Annotated in this window: 22 protein-coding genes; 12 read left to right on the top strand and 10 right to left on the bottom strand. The window is 44.3% G+C overall.

Annotated features, from left to right (window positions below):
• Window positions 1-466: 466 nt before the first annotated feature.
• Both BLQ81_RS12450 and BLQ81_RS12445 read left to right on the top strand, forming a co-directional pair.
• Window positions 467-1546, top strand: coding sequence for a type III polyketide synthase (locus tag BLQ81_RS12450; protein WP_092730467.1), 1080 nt, complete (start codon window positions 467-469; stop codon window positions 1544-1546).
• Window positions 1543-2247, top strand: a complete 705-nt coding sequence (locus BLQ81_RS12445) for a methyltransferase domain-containing protein (protein ID WP_092730465.1) — start codon at window positions 1543-1545, stop codon at window positions 2245-2247. Before BLQ81_RS12450 ends, BLQ81_RS12445 begins: the two co-directional genes overlap by 4 nt.
• A gap of 127 nt (window positions 2248-2374) precedes the next feature.
• On the opposite strand, the gene BLQ81_RS22025 is transcribed toward BLQ81_RS12445, so the two are convergent.
• From BLQ81_RS22025 to BLQ81_RS12415, 7 genes are all read right to left on the bottom strand, one after another.
• Window positions 2375-2557, bottom strand: coding sequence for a hypothetical protein (locus tag BLQ81_RS22025; RefSeq protein WP_139183631.1), 183 nt, complete (start codon window positions 2555-2557; stop codon window positions 2375-2377).
• 108 nt (window positions 2558-2665) lie between these two features.
• A complete protein-coding gene (locus tag BLQ81_RS12435) occupies window positions 2666-3226 on the bottom strand; it encodes a hypothetical protein (RefSeq protein ID WP_092730460.1) in 561 nt (186 codons plus the stop codon).
• A 435-nt stretch (window positions 3227-3661) separates the two neighbouring features.
• Window positions 3662-4339 (bottom strand): nitroreductase family protein, encoded by a 678-nt coding sequence (locus tag BLQ81_RS12430; protein WP_092730458.1) that lies wholly within the window; start codon window positions 4337-4339, stop codon window positions 3662-3664.
• A gap of 58 nt (window positions 4340-4397) precedes the next feature.
• Window positions 4398-5216 carry a hypothetical protein gene (locus tag BLQ81_RS12425; protein WP_092730456.1) on the bottom strand — a complete coding sequence of 273 codons (819 nt, stop codon included), beginning with the start codon at window positions 5214-5216 and terminating at the stop codon, window positions 4398-4400.
• Between the two features lie 30 nt (window positions 5217-5246).
• A complete protein-coding gene (locus BLQ81_RS22295) occupies window positions 5247-5411 on the bottom strand; it encodes a hypothetical protein (RefSeq protein ID WP_175454229.1) in 165 nt (54 codons plus the stop codon).
• 17 nt (window positions 5412-5428) lie between these two features.
• Window positions 5429-6622 (bottom strand): GTP-binding protein, encoded by a 1194-nt coding sequence (locus BLQ81_RS12420; protein WP_092730454.1) that lies wholly within the window; start codon window positions 6620-6622, stop codon window positions 5429-5431.
• Window positions 6623-6625: 3 nt separating this feature from the next.
• Window positions 6626-7108: a hypothetical protein gene (locus BLQ81_RS12415; RefSeq protein WP_245693255.1), complete on the bottom strand. Its 483-nt coding sequence runs from the start codon at window positions 7106-7108 to the stop codon at window positions 6626-6628.
• A gap of 72 nt (window positions 7109-7180) precedes the next feature.
• On the opposite strand from BLQ81_RS12415, the gene BLQ81_RS12410 reads away from it, so the two are divergent.
• From BLQ81_RS12410 to BLQ81_RS12390, 7 genes are all read left to right on the top strand, one after another.
• Window positions 7181-8947 (top strand): MutS-related protein, encoded by a 1767-nt coding sequence (locus BLQ81_RS12410; RefSeq protein ID WP_092730452.1) that lies wholly within the window; start codon window positions 7181-7183, stop codon window positions 8945-8947.
• 65 nt (window positions 8948-9012) lie between these two features.
• On the top strand, window positions 9013-9165 hold the full coding sequence (locus tag BLQ81_RS22020; protein WP_139183630.1) for a lmo0937 family membrane protein: 153 nt from the start codon (window positions 9013-9015) through the stop codon (window positions 9163-9165).
• A gap of 67 nt (window positions 9166-9232) precedes the next feature.
• The gene (locus BLQ81_RS12405; RefSeq protein WP_092730450.1) at window positions 9233-10378 is read left to right on the top strand and encodes a 5-(carboxyamino)imidazole ribonucleotide synthase; all 1146 of its coding nucleotides are present in this window, start codon (window positions 9233-9235) and stop codon (window positions 10376-10378) included.
• Window positions 10375-10890, top strand: a complete 516-nt coding sequence (gene purE / locus BLQ81_RS12400) for a 5-(carboxyamino)imidazole ribonucleotide mutase (RefSeq protein WP_092730448.1) — start codon at window positions 10375-10377, stop codon at window positions 10888-10890. Before BLQ81_RS12405 ends, purE begins: the two co-directional genes overlap by 4 nt.
• 129 nt (window positions 10891-11019) lie before the next feature.
• Entirely contained in the window at window positions 11020-11169 is a 150-nt protein-coding gene (locus BLQ81_RS22290) for a hypothetical protein (protein WP_175454228.1), read from the top strand.
• A gap of 134 nt (window positions 11170-11303) precedes the next feature.
• On the top strand, window positions 11304-12413 hold the full coding sequence (locus tag BLQ81_RS12395) for a Fic family protein (protein ID WP_092730446.1): 1110 nt from the start codon (window positions 11304-11306) through the stop codon (window positions 12411-12413).
• 85 nt (window positions 12414-12498) lie between these two features.
• Window positions 12499-13623 (top strand): amidohydrolase, encoded by a 1125-nt coding sequence (locus BLQ81_RS12390; RefSeq protein ID WP_092730444.1) that lies wholly within the window; start codon window positions 12499-12501, stop codon window positions 13621-13623.
• A 962-nt stretch (window positions 13624-14585) separates the two neighbouring features.
• Here BLQ81_RS12390 and BLQ81_RS12380 read toward each other — a convergent pair.
• The 3 genes from BLQ81_RS12380 to BLQ81_RS12370 form a co-directional block, all read right to left on the bottom strand.
• On the bottom strand, window positions 14586-15368 hold the full coding sequence (locus BLQ81_RS12380) for an NIPSNAP family protein (protein WP_092730440.1): 783 nt from the start codon (window positions 15366-15368) through the stop codon (window positions 14586-14588).
• Between the two features lie 277 nt (window positions 15369-15645).
• Window positions 15646-17976 carry a M1 family metallopeptidase gene (locus BLQ81_RS12375; RefSeq protein ID WP_092730438.1) on the bottom strand — a complete coding sequence of 777 codons (2331 nt, stop codon included), beginning with the start codon at window positions 17974-17976 and terminating at the stop codon, window positions 15646-15648.
• 74 nt (window positions 17977-18050) lie between these two features.
• A complete protein-coding gene (locus BLQ81_RS12370; RefSeq protein ID WP_092730436.1) occupies window positions 18051-18629 on the bottom strand; it encodes a HupE/UreJ family protein in 579 nt (192 codons plus the stop codon).
• An 83-nt stretch (window positions 18630-18712) separates the two neighbouring features.
• Between BLQ81_RS12370 and BLQ81_RS12365 the strand changes: the two genes are divergently transcribed.
• From BLQ81_RS12365 to BLQ81_RS12355, 3 genes are all read left to right on the top strand, one after another.
• Window positions 18713-19204, top strand: a complete 492-nt coding sequence (locus BLQ81_RS12365; RefSeq protein ID WP_092730434.1) for a DUF6702 family protein — start codon at window positions 18713-18715, stop codon at window positions 19202-19204.
• Between the two features lie 84 nt (window positions 19205-19288).
• Entirely contained in the window at window positions 19289-19975 is a 687-nt protein-coding gene (locus BLQ81_RS12360) for a response regulator transcription factor (RefSeq protein ID WP_092730432.1), read from the top strand.
• Window positions 19972-21327, top strand: coding sequence for a HAMP domain-containing sensor histidine kinase (locus BLQ81_RS12355; RefSeq protein ID WP_092730430.1), 1356 nt, complete (start codon window positions 19972-19974; stop codon window positions 21325-21327). The genes BLQ81_RS12360 and BLQ81_RS12355 overlap by 4 nt, the downstream gene beginning before the upstream one ends.
• Window positions 21328-21404 lie beyond the last annotated feature (77 nt).

Here is a 21404-nt window from a genome sequence, read left to right as displayed (position 1 = left end):
TTCTAATTCTGAATGAATTACAAAGCAAACCAAATGAACCTTGCCTGGCGATAGAGGCACTAGCCAAATATTGTTGCTATGAAACAAGAAAAAGATCTCATTATCAACAAGATCTGAAAATTATATATCGCTAAGTTAACGCCAATGCCTTGCAGGGTTGGTTTCTAAGATCAGGTTGCACGGATCCCTAGGTTGCACCTAGGGTTATTGAGAGGTTTGACCACTCCGTGGTCATTGGTTTCTATTTCATCGTTGGAGTTTTATTCCGACCCCTCTGCCACGGCAGACTGACGCTCTTATCTCATCAAAAAATCAATCCAATATTGAAGGTAATTCCAGACCAATTTTTTTTTGCCTAAAAAGGAGCACTTTTCCCCATCATTTAATTTTAAAGTTTAACCTTCTCTTGGCAGGATGGTTGTATTGAATGAGTCCCAATTTAGAAATATTCGCTTAACTTGATTTGATGAATTCCAGTATTGTCAGCATCGGGCTTTCCAATCCGGGAACCCCAATTCCCCAGGCAGAAATAGCCCGATTTATGAAGCTGGCCCATCAGCTGGACGAGACCGACAGTCGAAAGCTCGGTATATTTTATCGCATGTCAGGCATCAATTTCCGGCACAGTGCCTTGGAGGACTTTGATAAGTTACTCATTGAAGATTTCTCTTTTTTCCCTAAAAATGAGCAACTTCTCCCCTTTCCGGGGACCAAGGCCAGAATGGAAGTGTTCCGGCGGACGGCTCCCGGACTTGCTGCATCAGCCTCGATCTCCTGCCTGGATCAAACCGGTGTAGCTGCCAAGTCCCTGACTCATCTGATTTTGGTCTCTTGTACAGGGATGGTTGCGCCGGGGGTGGAGCTTGAGCTCATGGCTAAACTCGGGCTTGAGGATGAGGTAGAGCGCTATTGTGTTCATTTTATGGGTTGCTATGCCGCATTTACAGGATTGAAGCTCGCTGATAAAATTCTCCGAGCTGAGCCGGAGGCAAAGGTTTTGGTAGTCTCGGTCGAGTTGTGTACACTTCACTTTCAGAAAGATTATACAGAGGATAATATCCTTGCAAATTCCCTGTTTGGAGACGGTGCTGCCGCTGCTTTGGTGATGAATTCTGAGAAAGGCCTGAAAATCAATTCATATCTCAGTCAGGTCTTCAGAGAAGGGGAGCAGGATATGGCTTGGGGTATTGGTGATTTTGGTTTTGAAATGAGGCTTAGCAAATACATTCCCGCACTACTGGACAAAGGGATCCGGGAACTTAAAGATGTTTTTGAAAAAAAGTTCAGGCTAAGCCAGATCCAGAACTTTGCGATTCATCCGGGCGGGAAGCAAATCTTGCAAAAAGTCCAGGAGGCATTTGAACTCGGTCCTGAAGTAAATTTTCACGCAATGCAGGTATTAAAACAATTTGGGAATATGTCTTCTGCCACTATCCTGTTTGTTTTGGAGCGGATGATGAAGGATCCCCTGGTAGAAGGGGAGATATTGTCAATGGGTTTTGGCCCCGGTTTGACTTTGGAAACCATGCACCTGATCAAGCAATGAGCAAATTTGACAAGCGAAGCGAAGAAAAAGAGCTGATGGATGATCTCGAATGTTCGGGTCAGGAACTTAAGCAAACGCTTCGTGAACTGAAAACCATCAATCATTGGCTCGGGGGAAATCATGTGACCACCAATGGATTGGCAAAAATCATGAAGCTAAATCCGCAGTCCAGCTACCGTATTGCTGATATTGGCTGCGGTGGAGGAGATATGATTCGGATAATGAATGAATGGGCTGAATCGAACAAAAAGCAAGTGGATTTTGTAGGAATTGATGCCAACATTAACATTATCGAGCTCGCTAAGGTTAGGCTTAACGATGTGACCAATGTCAACTGGCAGGTTCAGAATGTATTTGAACCTGAATTTTCGAAGGAAAAAGTAGACATCATCACTTGTACGCTCTTTACCCATCACTTTACTGACGCTGAATTAATTACATTGATTCAGTCTTTTCGACAAAAATCCAACCTTGGATTGGTCATCAATGACCTGCATCGGCATTGGTTCGCTTTTCACAGCATCCGGATCTTAACCAAGCTGTTCAGCAAATCTCAAATGGTACAGCATGACGCTTCGCTCTCTGTTTTGAGGAGTTTTCAAAAGGCCGATTTGGAACGGATTTTGGCAAAGGCAGGAATAAAAACATATCAAATCAGTTGGTTTTGGGCATTTAGATGGCAAGTTTTGGTCTTATTTTAGATTTTAAACCAACCGCTTAAACCATGGAATTATCTCCGGAAACGATTAATTCACTTTTACGACAGGGAATTGCACTGGCATACAAGATCATTCCATCGCTGATTTATGCCTTTATTTTAAATCTTTGCTAAAGACGTATGGGCAAAGTCACTGTTTTTGCTTCGCCACCGCGGGTGATGGTGACAATGCGGTCACAGGCATCTGGACCAAAATCGATTTTGATTTCATCTTTTGATCTAACACGCATTACCATCACTCCGGCACTTGGAATCCTGATTCCGGATCGAATACAACGGTCTGAAAAAAGCATTGGAGCGGTTATTTCTACGAGGTAGTCATTTCCGTTTCTGTTTACGCCTTTGCTACTTCCGGCAATTTTGTAGATAACTCCACGGTCTCCAATTGGAAGAAAAATACGTTAGACATGTCTGGATTCAACTGTCCTGAAAGTTCCGTCAGGCCAGGTAATCTTCCCACCCTCGATCACAATCTTGAATGTGAAAAATTTGTCATTCTCGTTGAATCCCTGATTTGTAATGACCCGGACTCCTTCGATCATCCGGTCATTGATGTAGAAGTTTTCAAAAATTGAGGTGATGACAGATCCCGGAGACCAATATCTCCCGGTGTAAGTGACGATGATTTTCCCTTTTCTGGTAACACCCCTTGGACTGGTGCATCCCTGACCAAAATCAATGATCATTTTTTTGACACCGGGCAACCATTCAATTTTTACTTTTTCACAGAGATCCTCCTCCATTGTCAAAAGAGACCTGTTGGCAAAGCCATTTCGCTGAAAGCTGCTCAAAGTCACTTTGTCAATATCCTCCATGGTAGTAGTTAAATCTACTTCCTGCGCCGTTTCCTCAGTTTCATTTACCTGATTTGAGGGAAGGTCTTCTTCTTTTTCGCATGATGCAAATAGCAACAAGCCTAAAATTGTCAGCCCATTGATTGGGTTGAAAAAAGTTGATTTCATCTGTTTATAATTTGTTTTTTAGCTGTCACATGGAATGCCCTTTATAATCATTCCCCTGTGTGATCCCGTACCTACGGGATCATGGGCATTTCATGTGTTTATAATTTGGTTTTTAATTGCCACATGGAATACCCCCAGATAATCATGCTCCTGTGTGTCGCTCTTTCGAAATGGGTATTTCATGTGTTTATAATTTGGTTTTTAATTGCCACATGGAATACCCCCAGATAATCATGCTCCTGTGTGTCGCTCTTTCGACATGGGTATTTCATCTGTTTATAATTTGTTTTTTAATGGTCAGATGGAATGCCCTTTGATAATCATCCCCCTGTGTGATCCCATACCTACGGGATCATGGGCATTTCATGATCCGTGAATTATAGATGTGTTATAGATGTGAAATTCGATCTTTAGATCTGTTATTTTATCCTGTGTTTAATATTTAACCACTATTTTTTCCAATTCCTTTCGTTCAATATCAGGCACATAAGTTGTTTTTTTGGGATACCCAACCGGTAAGAGCAGGTAGGGTTTTTCATGTGCGGGTCTTCCCAATATTTTGCTTAGAAAATTCATAGGACTTGGTGTGTGTGTTACAGTCACCAAGCCAGCCTGATGGATGGCTGCAATCAGAAAACCACAGGCGATGCCGACCGATTCCGACACATAGTAATGCTGAATTTTTTCTCCGTTTTCGATACCATAAAATTGCTTGAATACCACTATCAGGTAAGGTGCTTCTTCTAAAAACGGTTTTTCCCAGTCTGTGCCCAAAGGTTTTAAATCGGCTTTCCATTCCTCAGGCATTCGTTGAGAATAGGATATTTTTTCCTCCTCTTCCGCAGCCATACGGATTTGGCGTTTGATTTCCGGGTCAGAAATCAGGCAAAAGGTCCATGGCTGTTTGTGTGCTCCTGATGGAGCAGTTCCTGCGGTACGGATGATATTTTCCATCACCTCGAGTGGAACCGTCCGAAAATCAAATTCCCGCACTGTACGCCGGGAGGCCATTTCTTTGTAAAACGCTAAGGAGTTTTTGATCAGCTCGTCTACTGAAAGGTCGGGTCTTTCAAAGCGAATATGTTGATGTCCTTTGATCAGCTTTTTTTCCACGGCAAATAAAAAACGGCTACCTCGAAAGATAGCCGTTTGAATTTGGATTTTAGAACTGTTAATCGAGCGTGATTTCTTTAGCCCCACCCGGGTACCTGATTTCTACTACTTTGTCGCATGTACCGAATCCGTAGTGAACAGATACGGCTACTCCTTGGTAGCTGAAGGCCAAGACACCTAGACTAGGAATGTAAATTCCTTTGCGAGCACAATCCTCTTTAATGATCAGTGGTTCGGTAACAGTTGCCGTGTAGTCAATTCCTTTTCTGCTTTTACCGGTTGCCGATCCGGTTACGGAAGCCTCATAACCTGAGGTGGCCAAAGTTATTTGGCGATTTTGGGTACTGTTGTAAGTAACCTTGGAATTGTCAGGCCAAGTGATTGAGCCTTTTTCGATTTTCACATTGAGCGACACCTTACTGTTGATCAAGTCAATTCCAGCATTCGTAATTGTGCGCGTTCCTTGGATAATCAGGCCATTCACTTCGTATCCTTCAAAAGTGGTGATGATGGAGGTTCCGGGGAAAAGGAAATTAGATCCCGTGTAGGAAAGAAGAATTTTCCCTTTTCGAATCACACCATTTGGACTGGTACATCCTGTACCGAAGTCAATGGTAATTTTTTTGGAATTTTGATTGTGAGTCACTGATGCATTTGCACAAAGGTCAGCCGTAGACTGTGTACGCAATCCCAAACCGCTTCTCTGAAGCACATCAAGTGTGAGAAAATCCAAATCCTCGAAAGCAGAATTGATTTTAAATTCGTCCTCCACGACAGCCAGATTTGGTTCAGGAACAATCGGATCAGTTTCTGTACAAGAGAAAATAAGCGTTGAGAATAGCCCCAAAATCAGGGGAGAGTAAAATGATTTTTTCATAAAATATAGTAGTTTAAAAACGGACTAAATTTATGCTTTATTTTCCTTTTTGTGCCTATCCTGACTTGGTTTTTTGATTCTTTCACTCACACAACCAATGTTTTGAGTAAGGGAAATATCACTTGGCAAGATCCCCATACCTTCACTCAGATCCCATTCCTCGGCCAGGGGTTTTTGTGTTTTCTGCTTTTTCATTTTTTTTGGCTTTGATGTTAAAACGGCCAATTGTCCTTAAATGATTTTCCCTGGTGAAATAAATCAAGTTCCCGATCTGTCAAAAGACAACTTTCAAGCTCTTTTCGGATTTGTTCTTCGTCCGGATATTGTCCTATGAGCACCAGCTCATTCATGCGATCCCCGAATTTTTTATCCCACTTACTCTCAATCATTTTTTGGTTTTCGATGAAAGAGGCATACTGCGTTCTTCGCTTGAATGGCATTGAAGCCCACCAAACACCCACAGGATCTGCCTTGAGGCTCCCACCTGCCTGTGACCAGGAGATCGCCTGATCCTTTCGGGAGGCAATATAAAACAGTCCTTTACTTCTTATAATACTTGCCGGCCAGGATTCACTGATGTAGTTCCAGAATCGCTCCGAATGAAATGGTCTGCGGTCCCTAAATACAAAACTTGTAATGCCGTACTCCTCAGTCTCGGGTGTATGGTCTTTTTGAAGCTCCTCTTGCCAGGCTTCCGTTCCTTCCAGTTCCCCGGCATCATAGAGTCCGGTGTTCAGGATCACCTCAGGTTGGATTTTCCCATGGTCCGAATACAAGATTTTTGCCTTGGGATTGAGTTTTTGGAGAATGGCTTTGAGTTCGCCTGCCTGTTCGGGGCTGACCAGATCGGTCTTATTCAGTAAAATCACGTTTGCAACTTCGATTTGGTCAGTCAGGAGATTGACGATGGACCGTTGATCCTCCTCATCTTCATTCATACCTTTGGAATAGACGGTCTCCGCACTGCCAAAATCTTTGGGGAAATTAAACGCATCCACCACAGTCACCAAGGTGTCCAATCGGCTGAAACGGGAAAGGTCAATGCCTTTTTCCTCATCTACAAAGCTGAAGGTCTGTGCCACCGGGAGCGGCTCAGAAATCCCCGAGCTCTCGATGAGCAGGTAGTCGAACCGGTTTTCCCGGGCAAGCTTTTCCACTTCCAGCATCAAGTCCTCCCTTAGGGTGCAGCAGATGCATCCGTTACTCATTTCGACCAGTTTTTCTTCTGTTTTAGAGAGGGTGTTTCCCTGAGCGATGGTATTCGCGTCGACATTGACTTCGCTCATGTCATTGACGATTACGGCCACTTTCAGCCCTTCCTTATTATGCAAAATGTGGTTGAGAAGCGTCGTTTTTCCAGCACCCAAAAAGCCGCTCAAAACGGTGACAGGTAGTTTCTTGTTCATAGCTTATTTAATAATTTCCGCGTTTTTCAAGATGAATGTCATCTCTTCGACATCCTCGGCATTGAGATGAAGCGTCCCACGAACTTTGATGATCTGATCCATTTTTAGTTTTTGGGTGGGTTTGCTTTTCAGGTAAGCGACGGCTACACTTTCCGGCCCTGATCCGCCGCAGAAAAAGCACTCGGCCATGGGATATTTGGAGAGAATGAGTGTATTGACATTTCCCATCTCCAGGGGAATGAAAAAACCCTGAAGTTCCACCGTTTGACCCTCCAACTTTTTAAGCTCTTCAGGGAAATTTGGATAGTAGAAATACTGCCCGAATTTTCGGTTTAGCTTTTCCGTAAACCTTGTTTTGGAGAAAAGTTCCCACATTCGGTCAGGTGGACGCTGTGCCGAAACCAGAGTCACGACGATAAAGGCTGCTATAACTATCCGATGGAATGGATTTTTACTCACACTTGTTTCTGACTTCAATTCCAACATAGTCTCTTTAAATGCAACAATATTGCAAATATAAATCAATTTTAGCCTTCAATACAATGGTTATCTTTGTCTATGATTGATTTTGATTTCAAAACCGAGCGCATTCCCGAAAAGCTCAAAACCTTACAAAGCCAAAATTCCAGGCTTAGCCTCTTTCGTTTGCTTACTTTTTTTGGAACTGCCGCTTTATTTGTTTTGGGCTTGGCCGAAAATCCATTTTGGTTGTTGCCTGCCTTTTTGGCCCTGGGAGGTTTTATCAAGCTAATCCAAAAGACCAATTCCCTCAAAGATCAGGAGCGGATTTATCTGGCTTTGGCAGATATGATCAAAAATCAGGAATTGAGGCTATCCAGAAATTTGGCGACTTTGGATCCCGGGGTGGAATTTTCCGACAAAAACCATCCTTTTTCGGGGGATTTGGATCTGTTTGGGACCCATTCTCTTTTTCAATTGCTCAACCACACCACTTCCAAAAAAGGGAAAAGGCGGTTGGCTAACCTGATGACAAGTTCCTTTGATCCTGAAACTTCGCAATCCCGAGCTGCCGCAGTTGCTGAACTTTCAAAAAAGCGTTCGTTTCTTGACTCAGTGGAAGCGGTGGGATTGGCTTTCCAAAAAGAAGAAAAAGCGCCTGAATCCTGGATTCATTGGTTGGAGAAAAAGGAAAAATCTTCAGTTCTAATCTCAGTTTTGGCATTTTTGGGTCCCTTGGGTGGAATGGTAATTCTTGCACTTGTTTATTTTGGATTGTTGCCACAGGTTGTATTGGGGCTTTGGGTTTTGGTTGGTGTGGCTTTTTTGAGCCGGGTTTTTATCCCATTAAAAAAGGCAGCTGAATCAATCCCGACGGCAGCTACACTGAAATCTTATCGGATCCGGGCACAGCAAATCGAGAATGAAGAATTTAATTCTCCAAGCCTTCTCTTGGAAAAGGAAAATTTTGGAAGTGCCCAATTAGCCGCTTCCCGCCAATTGAGTGAATTGGATCGGCTGGGGCTTTGGGCTCAAAATCGTCTTAATTTGCTCTATTTGCCAATTAACCTGCTCTTTTGGACGGACTTTTTGCTATTCATAAGACTGGCGAATTGGAAAAGAAAAGTAGGCCCCTCACTGAGTCATTTGCCTGAAAATCTCGAGAAATGGGAGGTTTGGGTTTCTTTGGGAGCATTTGAGGGGCAATTGGAAGGCAAGGGGAAAGTGGAATGGACGGAAGAGGTGCTTTTAGCCGCCAAGGAATTAAGCCATCCTTTGATTTCTTCGGGGAAAGCCATCCCCAATTCCATTGATTTTGACTCAGCGACGCGTCTCGTGATCCTGACCGGAGCAAATATGAGTGGCAAGACCACCTTTATGCGGACGCTGGGGATTAATTGTGTTTTGGCAAATCTGGGGCTCAGTCCTTTCGGTGCTAGTTTGACACTAGGTCCTGTTCAGCTTTACACCAGCATGCGCAATTCAGATAATCTGGGAGAAAGCGTCAGTTCCTTTTATGCCGAATTGAGCCGGATCCACAATCTGATCAAACGACTGGAGTCCGGTGAACCTTTGTTTTTTCTGTTGGATGAAATCCTGAAGGGGACCAATACACAAGACCGAATCTCGGGTTCGGAGGCTTTGATTCATCAGATACTTCAGACTAAAGGCTTTGGCATTATCAGTACACATGACATTGAATTGTCAGAATTGGAGAAAAGTGTGGAGAAAGTCCACAATTTCTCCTTTCACTCTGAGATATTGGACAAGTCCATTGACTTTGATTACAAAATCAAAAAAGGCCCCTGTCCGAGCTTCAATGCCCATAAATTGATGGAATTAATGGGGATAAGATTCCAAAAGTAGTCTGAGTTGGCATTTGGATTGGGTTTAACAGATTGCAATCAATTGTTTAACTAAATCAAAAAATCATGAACTCGCTATTGTATCTTATCGCAGTTATTTTGGTCATCGGATGGTTGTTGGGAGTGTTTTTTTATAGCGTTGGAGGCCTTATCCATGTTCTTTTGGTACTGGCAGTCATCTCCGTTATCCTTCGTCTGATCAGTGGCAGGACTGTTTAGGATAAATACTCCCAATACAGGAAAACCATGCTTCATTCTCTGAGAATCTGTTAATTTTGGTCTCTCTATGGCCAAAACAATACAAAACCAGATTCTCGGAGTTTTAGGAGGCGGACAATTGGGGCGGATGCTGATCCAGTCTGCCATCAATTACAATCAGGATATTCACATTCTCGATCCGGATCCCAATGCGCCCTGCAGAGATATAGCACAGCATTTTCAGGTGGGATCGCTGAAGGATTTCGACACCGTTTATTCCTTTGGGAAAAGCTGTGACGTGATTACCGTAGAAATCGAATCCGTCAATGCAGACGCGTTGCAAAAGCTTGCCGATGAAGGGAAAAAGGTTTTTCCTCAGCCACAAATTCTGAAATTGATCCAGGATAAGCGGGAGCAAAAGAAATTTTATCAGGACAATGGGATTCCCACGGCTGAATTTGTTTTAACTGAAAGCAAGTCAGATGTCATTGCCAAAAAGGACTTTTTACCCGCTGTCAATAAACTCGGAAAAGAAGGCTACGACGGAAGGGGAGTCCAGATTTTGAGATCGGAGGCCGACTTGGAAAAAGCCTTTGATGCACCCGGCTTGCTTGAAAAACTCATCGACTTCGACAAGGAAATCGCAGTAACTGTGGCCCGTAACGAAAACGGAGATTTGGTTGCCTACCCGGCGGTAGAATGTGCTTTTCACCCGACAGCAAATCTGGTTGAATTCCTCTTTGCGCCAGCTCAGATTTCTGTGGAGATCGAAGCGAAGGCACAAGAAATCGCCAAAGAAGTAATCCTGAAGTTAGACATGGTGGGGATTCTCGCAGTCGAACTTTTTGTAACCAAATCCGGTGAAGTACTGGTCAATGAAATTGCACCGCGCCCTCACAACAGCGGACATCATACGATTGAAGCCAATTTTACTTCCCAGTTTGAGCAGCATCTCCGTGCAGTGATGAACTGGCCCTTGGGGAATCCAGACTTGAGATGCCCTGCGGCCATGATCAATTTGCTCGGGGAGGATGGTTTTTCAGGGCCTGTTTTGATTGAGGGGAAAGAGGAAGCACTCATCGAAAGGGGCGTATATATCCATCTTTATGGAAAAAAGCTGACCAAACCCTTTCGCAAAATGGGACATGTGACCATCTTGGATGAAAATGTGGAAACACTGAAAGTCCGGGCCAACCGAATCAAAGAACTTATCAAAATCAAATCTACTCCATGAACCCACAGGTAGGAATAATCATGGGAAGTCAATCCGATCTTCCTGTCATGGCCGAAGCGGCCCAGTTTTTAGAAGAAATCGGGATTGAATACGAACTGACCGTTGTTTCTGCGCATCGGACGCCTCAGCGAATGATCGATTATGCGGGTTCTGCCCGGGAGCGGGGCATCAAAGTCATCGTGGCCGGTGCCGGAGGGGCGGCGCATCTTCCGGGAATGGTGGCCTCACTGACCAGTTTGCCGGTGATCGGAGTACCCGTGAAGAGCTCCAATTCCATCGACGGCTGGGACAGCATTTTATCCATTTTGCAGATGCCAAGCGGTATTCCCGTAGCCACTGTTGCATTGAACGGAGGGAAAAACGCCGGTATCTTGGCAGCTTCCATTGTCGGAGCTTATGATGCAGCAGTTGGGAAAAAGATGGATGCATTCAAAACCGGCCTTCGGGAGAAGGTGGAAGAATCCGCAGCTCAGATTGAAGCGAAAGGTTGGAAAGCGGTGTTGAAAAAATGATCAATGACCAAATTCAATGTTCAATTTTCAAGGCATTCCAACAGTACTTGAAAGTTCGCAATTGGGCATTGGTAATTGTCCTTGGCATATCCACTAATAACGAATAACAATTAACCAATAACCTTTCCTATGAACTGGCAGAAACCCATCAAATTCAAAATAGGAGACGTCGATTGGGAAATGCCCCTTTCTACGCTTCTGCTGTTACTTTTTTTGACTTTGCTTTTGATGGCAGGGGGAGCTTGGTTAGGTTTTCGATTTGGTTCGGGACAGCTTTAAATTCAATTTTCTTAGATGATGAGCCAATTAAATTCTCTATTCGGCTTATAACATAGGTTTTATTGAGCCGAATAATATCCTTAATCGGCTCATAAAGTTGAATAATGTGAGCCGAATATTTGTATATTCGGCTCATGAGTTACAATTGGCAACAAAAAGGCTGGCCGGAGTTTGAGTTTACGCCCGGAATAATCGAGGATGTCCAACTCAAGTTTCTGCTGAAATCCGGAAAATCCAGTGGTCGATTTTCCGGAATAACTGAAGAGAAGAAAGACCAACTTCTTGTGGATATTCTATTGTCCGAAGCGATCAAGACTTCTGAGATCGAAGGGGAATACTTAAGTCGGGTGGATGTGATGTCTTCCCTCAAAAAGAACCTCGGAATCCATGAGGAGCAGCCGCGGCTAGTTAAAGATCCTCGTGCCAAGGGCATTGCCAAGCTGATGGTTGCAATGCGTCAATCTTGGAATGAGCCACTAAGCGAAGCGGTGCTTTTCTCATGGCATGAGATGCTCATGGAAGGCAACCGCTATGTCAGTGCCGGATGCTGGCGGATTGGAGCAGAGCCAATGCAGGTCGTTTCGGGTGGTTTAGGCAAAGGAACCGTCCATTTTGAGGCACCTCCATCTGTGACCATTCCCGATGAAATGAATCGGTTTATTGCATGGTTTAATTCTACAGCCCCGGATGGAGAAAAGCCCCTTCGGAATCAGATCGTACGGGCGGCTTTGGTGCATTTGTACTTCGAAAGTATCCATCCCTTCGAGGACGGAAATGGGCGAATCGGTCGGGTATTGGCAGAAAAGGCACTTCACCAAGGACTCGAGCAGCCGATTTTGATTAGTTTATCTCAAGTCATTGAGCTCAAGCGAGAGCTGTATTACGATCAACTTAAGCAAGCTCAACGCAGTCTCCAAGTGGATGACTGGTTGCGATATTTTGGGGATGTGGTGATGAAAGCCCAGGAAAAAGTTGAAGAAGTGATTGAGTTTTCACTTCAGAAAACCAAGCTTTTCGATTCGTATGGCAAAGAATTGAATGAGCGGGAAATGAAAGCCTTAAACCGAATGCTGGATGAAGGTCCGGATGGATTTGAAGGAGGAATGAATGCCAAAAAATACATTTCGCTTACCGGTGCTTCGAAAGCTACTGCTACCCGGGACCTGCAGCATTTGCGTGACTTGGGGATTTTCGTGGCGGAAGGTGGAGGGCGAAGTGTGCGGTACCAGGTTAAGTTGGCTTGACCTGAGCTTTTCCCACAAATTGAAATCAAAACCCTAAACTTTTCCAAAGTTCAAACTTTGGAAAAGTTGACTTAAACACAATTCCATGAATAATCTGATCCACCTCCGACATACCCTCCACCAATTTCCCGAAGTTGCTTTGGAAGAAAGCCAAACTGCCCAGCGGATTTTAGATTTTTTTCAACCACTGGAACCAGATCAAGTTTATGAAAAGTTAGGCGGTACAGGCCTGGCTTTTGTCTTCAAAGGGAAAAAGCCCGGAAAGCGTCTTCTTTTCCGCTGTGAATTGGATGCCTTGCCGATCGAGGACCTAAAGGAAAGTCCGCATCAAAGTCAGACCAAAGACAAAGGTCATCTCTGCGGGCATGACGGCCACATGGCGATCATTTGCGGTTTGGGTGAAAAACTAGCTCAGAACCGACCTGAAAAAGGAGAAGTTGTCCTGCTTTTCCAACCTGCCGAAGAAACAGGAGATGGAGCCAAGGCTGTTCTGGAAGATCGGAGATTTGAGCAGATAAAACCTGATTTTGCTTTTGCGCTGCATAATCTACCCGGCTATCCAATGCATCAGATCGTGATGCGTAACGGGACTTTTGCCTCTGGAAGCACCGGAATGACTATTACTTTGACAGGAAAAACCTCACACTCTGCTCATCCCGAAGCTGGAATCAATCCTGCACAAGCTTTGGCAAAGCTTATTCAGGAATTGCCTCAAATACCAAAGGAAGCTTCAGGTTTTGCTTTGCTGACGCTCATTCACGCCGAGTTGGGAAGTTTGGCCTTCGGAACCAGTGCGGGCAAGGGCAGTCTGAGCATAACGTTGCGGGCTTATGACCAGCAAGATCTGGACGAATTGGTTGAAAAAGTGAAGGCAAAAGCCCAAGCTGTGGCTGAATCGGAAAGATTGAGCGTGGAATTTGGCTTTGAGGAGCAGTTTGCCGTCTCAGTCAACGACCCGGAGCTTTATCAATTGGTAGAAGAAACCGCCAAAAATCTGGGTCTCAGTCTGGTGGAAAAGCCGGAACCCTTTCGCTGGTCAGAGGATTTTGGCTTGTTTTCTCAGGTTTGCCCATCATTCCTATTTGGATTTGGAGCGGGAGAAAATTGCCCCCAACTCCATGAAGGAACCTATGATTTTCCGGATGAGTTGATCGGGACGGGAGTGGAGATGTTTGAGGGGATTTTATTGGAACTTCAAAGTCAAAAGTGAAGGGTTTTTTACCACAGAGCGCACTGAGAAAAGGAGATCGGGGGATTTGGGCTTGAATTGAACTTCAAAAGATTATTGGTTCGGGTGGCTTTTTTCAAGGTCGCAGAGGTGTTCGCTTCGCTCGTCACTGCGAAAAAGTGCCAAAGGCACGCACTGTGACAGCCCGGTATGCAATGCCGGGATTACAGGATAAGATTCTGATTTGAGTGCTGAAGGCACGATCTGTTTTTACCTCAGTCCAAAAAGGTTTTTTACAACAAAGTTTTTTTCAGCCACAAAGGACACGAAGGATCGCAAAGGGATTTTTACCACAAAAAGCTCCTAGGTTTTTAAGTTTAAGACGGTGTCAGTATTTCCCGCTGATTTACGCAGAAAAAGACGCTGATCTTCGCAGATTTTGTCCCACAGATGATCACAGAAAAAGTCACGGATGGACACAGATTTCTTATAACAATCTCCATTTTTCTCCCGCTCTCTGTGGTTATTTTTTTTAGCCACGAAGGCCGCAAAGGAACGCAAAGTGATTTTTACCACAAAGGTTAAAAAGGAAAGAGGTTGAGGGATTTGAGATGGAAGTGAACTTCTTGGATTCTGGCTCGGGAAGCCTTTTTCAAGGTCGCAAAGAGTTCGCTTCGCTCTTTTATGACCACATAGTGGTCGAACTTTTCAATACTTGTGTGCCGTGGCGTAGGCCTAGGCGTGGTTGGTAAGCGAAGTGGAACCAACCATACCTAGGGAAAAGGAAGTTAACAACGGGGACGACAACCCCGAAGTGGGTTGAACTGATAAAGAATCTATAAAAATGTTCATAAATCAGCCGAGTCATTTTTTAGCCGATAAAGCCGACAAGACTTTGCGCCTTTCCGTCTTTGCGTGATTATTGCATCCACATTAATTCGGAGGGTGGGCAATGAAGCCCATTTTGGAATAAAAAAGGCCGACAATCGCCGGCCATTTTTGTTTTAGAAATCTGAATATTCAGTAGGATACAAAAGCCGCTGATCATTTCGGTTCATGATATTTTGATATTCAGGCATTACTTTCATCCGATCCCAATCTGGATCTGTTCCGAAAGCTTTCCAATGCGCATCCCGGGATTCCATATTGGTAAAGGTGGTCATGTACATCAGATTGGGCATATTAGCGCCTGCGATTACCTCTCCATAAAACACCGGATTGAAATCCAACTTGGTGAAAATGTCCATTTCTCCAGAGTTGAACATCTTGACTTTTTGTTTGTAAAGTTTTTCCGTCTGACTCTCGTAGCTTCTTAGCTCATACACTCGGTCTTTCTTTGGACTGGTCACTTTTGACTCAGTAAACCGAGGTTGACCGGTAAAGGCCTGCATTAAAGAAGTTTCTATTCGCTTGTAGGGGGGATTGTCGTGAGGTGCATTAATATAGGCCGATCCCGCTGTTTGATACGTTTGGTCTTTGCTCAGCTTTCCTTCCATTTTTGCATAGACTTTCATGGATGAATAGGGAATAAAGAGGTAAACCTTTTTCCCTGCATCAGGCTGAGAAGCGACTGGTTTGAATACGCCAATTTTTTCTAATCCATTTCTGTGAAGCGCAGGTAATAGGGCCTTTTCAAAATAGGTGTCCAGCTGACTTTCTTGATTGGCATTTTCGATATGGTACGTTCGAAGTTCATAGAAATCTCTTTTCCCCTGAGCAAAGGAGCTTGAGGTCAAGAAGGCAAAAAAGGCTAGTAAGGCAATAGGAAACAGGTTTTTTGTTTTCATGGCAATAGGTTTTTAGGGTTGATTGCTAGTTAGAAACGCTAATTTAATCCAAAAAATATCGGCTTATTTCCCGTCTGTGGATTAGGGTCTGTTTTGTTTGAATTTTGCCAAAAAGACCTGTCAGTCCCGAAAGCTTTCGGGACTGACAGGTCTAAATCCATTAAAAAGCCCCGAAGGAATTTTCCTCGGGGCTTGATTTTTAAATAACTTGAGTCAATTGAATTACTCTGAAAGCTAATTCCTTAGTAGATTCTTCGGTCTTCTGTCTCCCGTCTTCCTACTTTTTATTCGCCTTCTTCATCGGATTGTCTCCGGTAGATGCACCTCTCACTCCTGCAGGTCCTTTAAACATTTCAAACCGGCTCGGCTGGTATTGTCTTGGCCAATAATTGCTGCTTTCGTCGATATCTGCTGTTTCCCGCTTGGGATCGATTACAAATCGCAGCACTTCTTTTTGCTTCGCAAAAACCTTTGTCACTTCTGTCTCATTTTTTCTCCAGATCTCTGCAGGAATCCGCTCAATCTCAGAAGTACCGTCGGCATAGTGGAATTCGATTATCAGTGGCATCACCAATCCTCCCACATTTCTGAAGGTCATTTCGTAGAAGTTCATGTTGCTGTTGAAAACGGCTTTTTCCCGATCGCTGAGGCTTGCCACAAAACTCTTGTATTTGGCATCATCTTCTGGAGTGACCGCAAATCGGTTGTAGCTATTGTAGAAGTCGCGGGTTTTTGGATCTGCTTCCAATACAGTCTGAGGCACATCCGTTTTGTTGAATTCACGGGTGATATAATCTTCCTCTCTGTCATAAGCAGCTTTGGCTTCAGCCTTTCGTTCGGCAGGAGGTCTGTTGTCCAGCTTGAACCACGTGACATTCTCGATCGAGATGTCCACCGGATCAGTTCCATAGAACCAACCTCTCCAGAACCAGTCCAGATCCACTGCCGAAGCGTCTTCCATCGTTCTGAACAGATCATCCGGAGTAGGATGCTTAAACATCCATCTTCTTGCATATTCCTTAAAGGCATAATCAAAAAGCTCACGTCCCATCACCGTTTCACGCAGGATATTCAGGGCAGTAGCAGGCTTTGCATAGGCATTTGGGCCAAACTGAATGATGTTTTCCGAATTGGTCATGATCGGCTCAAGGGTGTTCCTTTCACTTCTCATATAAGGCACAATCTTGTGTGCCGGACCACGACGGGAGGGGTAATCTCTGTCCCATTCCTGCTCGGCCATAAATTGCATAAAGGTGTTCAGTCCTTCATCCATCCAAGACCACTGCCGCTCGTCTGAGTTGACGATCATTGGGAAGAAGTTGTGACCCACTTCGTGTATAATCACTCCGATCATGCCATACTTCACTGCTTCAGAATAAGTACCGTCTGCGTCAGGACGACCATAGTTGAAGCAGATCATCGGGTATTCCATTCCGTTGCTGGCTTCTACGGAGATGGCAGTAGGATAGGGGTAATCGAAGGTATGGGATGAGTATGACTTGATGGTGTGTGCCACGACTTTGGTGGAATATTGTTCCCAAAGTGGGTTGCCTTCCTTGCCGTAGTAAGACATCGCCATCACGTCTTTTCCGCCTTGCTTTACAGCCATAGCGTCCCAAATAAATTTCCGGGAAGAGGTCCAAGCGAAATCGCGGACATTTTCAGCTTTGAAAATCCAAGTCTTTTTGCCGGAGGCTTTCTTCTTTTCCAAAGCTTCTGCTTCCGCCTGAGTTCGGATGATCACCGGTTCATCGTAAGTCTGCTTGGCTTTATTCCATCTTGCAAGTTCGGTGGAGGAAAGAACCTCCTCAGGATTCTGAAGTACTCCGGTAGCTCCGACCATGTGATCTGCAGGGACGGTAATCCGCACTTCGTAATTGCCAAAAGTCAGTGCAAATTCTCCTGTACCCAGAAATTGCTTGTTTTGCCAACCCTGAAAGTCAGAATAGACGGCCAATCTTGGAAACCACTCCGCCATCGTGTAGAGGTAGTTTCCGTCTTTTGGGAAAAATTCATAGCCGGGACGTCCACCAATGAACCCTACCCGGTCGTGGATATTGAAGCTCCAATCGATGGAAAAGCTGAAGCTTTCACCCGCCTTCAAAGGCTGGGGAAGATCCACACGCATCATGGTTTTGTTGATGGCAATGTTCAGTGGAGTTCCCTTGGAATCTTTGATGGAGGCGATCTTCAGGTCATAATCATCGGAGTGCCAAAGAATCCCTTCTAACTGGCGAAGGCTCATCTGAGGATTGATGCTGGATTCAGTGATTTTTGGGGTATCGGAATCTTTACTTCGGTTGTTCTGATCCAACTGAAGCCACAGATAGCTGAGTTGATCCGGAGAGTTGTTGATGTAGGTGACGGTCTCAGTACCTTTGATGGATTGATTGTCATCGTTGAGCTCAACATCAATCACATAGTTGGCCTGCTGCTGCCAATACATGTGTCCCGGAGCTCCGGAGGCAGTTCGGTAAACGTTAGGCGTGCGGAGCATCGTGCCTAACTGCTCAAAACGGACGGCGTGATTTTGCTCGGTCTGTTGTGCCCATACTGGAGCAGTTCCCACAAGACCAATTGCTGCGAGTGCAAGTAATTTTTTTATCATATTTTTTACTCGTTAATTATTCGAAATGAACAGTCTGATAAGCAGACTGGAAAGGTTCTGTTCATAAAGTATGTTTACCAAAATTTGGTCTCTAACATCAGCATACAGGCGATACCCAAGACAAATGCTGACACGACCAGTGTCCACTCTTTCCTGTTGACTCCTGCCAAGTTGACTAGGGAAGTCAACAGCAGAAAAGCCGCGACGATAAAGATTTGGCCCACTTCCAGCCCAATGTTGAAGGAAAGCAAGGGCTGCCAGATACTGGTTTCTTTGCCCAGAAGTGCTTTGAGGTAATTGGAAAATCCCAAACCATGGATCAGTCCAAAGAAAACCGCAAACAGGTAATTCAGTTGAATACCCTTCCCGCTACTCGGTTTTGGTTTGAATAGTGTAATCAAAGCCGTAAAGGCAATAGTCACCGGAATAAGGAATTCGATCACATCAGCCCGGATTTGAATGACATTGAAAGTGGCCAAAGCCAAGGTGAGGGAATGCCCTATGGTGAAAGCAGTGACGAGAATCAGGATTTTTTTCCAGTCTCTGGCTACATAGACCGCGCAAAGTGCCAATACGAAAAGAATGTGATCAAAACCCTGAATATCCAGAATGTGCTGTAATCCGAGTTTAAAATACAATTGAAAAGAATTCATATTTGGGGTTTGGTACTGCTAAAGAAGTAAATTGCGGCGAAAATACAGTATAATTCCCACAAAAGGCGGAAAGCCCTGACTAAATGCAACATCTTTACATTTCTTGGATTTCAGTTCTGTTGATTGCCAAAGCGCATCCGTTTTTTATAAGTCTGACCGAAATGCGCTACAATTCGGATTCGAAAAAGATGGAGATCTCCCAGAAGATTTTTTGGGATGATCTGGAGGTCGCTTTAGGTAATGAATTCAAGGAAAAAGTGGATTTTTTGAATCCGAAAGATAAGGCAAAGCTGGAAAGCCAAATCAGGGAATATTTGCTAAAACATAATCAGTTAGCGGTCAATGGGAAGTCATTAACCTTGAATTATCTGGGCTATGAAGTGGAGGAAGATGCGGCGTGGTTTTATATTGAATCTTCCGCAACTGAAATCCCGAAGTCTATAGAAGTCAAAAACACCATCTTACTGAATGACTTCAACGGACAGCAGAATATCGTCCATGTCTATAGCCAATCCAAGTCTCCACGAAGTTTAATTTTAGGAAAAGGGGAGGAAAAGGGGAAGATTGAGTTTTAGATTCTAGAAGCAAGACCTACTCATTCGATTTGCTTTGGGCAATTCCGGACAAAGGGATGAATGTAGGAACCAAACTAAAGACGGATGCACAGGATATTAGTAGTTGAAGATGATGAAAGGCTCGCCTCAGTTCTTTACAAGGGACTTATCGGGGAGGGATTTTCCGTGACGATGGCTACCGATGCAGAAAAGGGATTCGAGCTTTTTCAATCTGTCAAGTTTGACCTGATCTTGACCGATCTGGTCTTGCCCGGTGAGGACGGGATTGAACTTTGCAAAAAGATTCGACGGGAAGGCCCGGATATTCCCATTTTGATGCTGACGGCTTTGGGAACTACAGATGACAAACTCGTAGGATTCGATGTCGGGGCAGACGACTACTTGGTCAAGCCCTTCGATTTCAGGGAATTGTTTGCAAGGATAAAAAGCCTTCTTCGCAGAAAAATGGCTGGGGCTGATTCCTCCTTACAGGAAGAGCTCAGGTATGCGGATTTGCTAGTACATTTATCCCAAAAGAAAGTTATCCGTTCAGAAATGGAAATTCTTTTGACTCCAAAAGAGTTTAACCTGTTGGTTTTTTTACTCAGGAACCCCGAACAAATCCTAAGTAGAGAGGAAATAGCGAAGGAGGTCTGGGGCTTGGAATTCGACACCGGCACCAACTTTATTGATGTGTATATCAATTACCTTCGGAAAAAGATTGACAAGCCGTTTGAAATCCAACTTATTCAAACCCGTCCCGGAATGGGCTTTATTCTCCAAAAACCATGAAGATTCAGCTACGGATCACCTTACTTTTTACCGCACTATCCGCAGCAATTCTCTTGGTTTTTATGCTGTTGATCTACTTTTTCTCAAGCCAAAATCGCACAGAGGATTTTTTCAATACGATTGAGGCAGAGGCAGTCACCAAGGTAAGCTTGCTTAAAGAGTCAGGGCTTTCCCCGGAAATCCTTCAGACGCTTTACAAAAACAACCGGGATCAAATTTTGGAAGTGGAAGTGGCCATCTATAATCAAAATTTTGCGCTGCTTTACCACGATGATGTAGAGGTGGACTTGGTTAAAGAGACGGATTCTTTACTTCAAGAAATCCGGGATAAGGGAAAAGTAAGATGGAAGCAGCAAGAACTTCAGGTGAGTGGTTTCGTCCATCCGGTGGGAAGCCAAACTTATCTGGTGACTGCTGCGGCACTCGATCGACAGGGATTTAAGAACCTGGATAATTTAAAAAACACCATGGCCTTTCTGGGATTGGGAGGGATCGTTTTTTTGTATCTGATCGGAAGGTATTTTTCCAAAAAAAGCCTGGAGCCGGTAGGAGAGCTTTCAGCGGAAGCACAAAAAATCACCGCTAAAAACCTTCACCTACGACTGAGAGAAGGACCGGATGAAATCGGTCAGCTAGCGGCAACGTTCAATTCCATGCTTGAGCGGCTGGAGACCTCGTTTCAGGCTCAGCAGCAGTTTGTGTCCTACTTGGGGCATGAGATTCAAACTCCGTTAGCGGCAATCCGCGGAGATCTGGAACTGACTTTGGAAAAAAATCAATCTAATCCTGAAATTTATCACGTGTTGGAATCCTTGTTGGCAGACTCTCAGACCTTGTCCAAACTTTGTGGGGACTTGATCGATTTGGCCAAGGCAAACTATGATAAATCCATAATTCAGTTTGCAAAAGTAAGCATGGAAGCCTTGATTTTGGATCTTGTCGGGGAACTTCTCCGGCAGCAACCTGAGGCTAAAATCCATCTTAGCTTTGAAGAAAAGGAGGATGAGTTTCCCCAAATAATGGCCAATCCCTATCTCCTTTCGATAGCAATCAAAAATCTCTTGGAGAATTCGCTGAAATATTCGTCCAATGGCTCTTGTCAGGTGATTTTGCGAAATGAGGAAAAATGCCTTGTACTCCAAGTCAAAGATCAGGGAATAGGAATCCCGGAAGAGGATCAGCAGCGGATTTTCGAGCCCTTCTACAGAGGCAAAAACAAGGGTTTTGCCAAAGGTACTGGAGTAGGGTTGACTCTGGTCAAACGAATTGCCGATCTGCACAAAACTTCCATCTCTATCGATTCTGAGATAGGAATGGGGACTACGGTGACAATTCGATTTCCCATCGGCTAAGGGAAATTCTAATTTTTTTCTAATGGGTTTGAGAAGGCCCATCCAATCTAGTCAAGGTAATTTTGCAGCCTCCAAAG

The organism is Algoriphagus alkaliphilus (assembly GCF_900103735.1).
In the GTDB taxonomy this organism is placed as follows: Bacteria; Bacteroidota; Bacteroidia; order Cytophagales; family Cyclobacteriaceae; genus Algoriphagus; species Algoriphagus alkaliphilus.
Note: the sequence above shows the minus strand (reverse complement) of the source record. Positions and strands in the feature narration are given on the sequence as shown.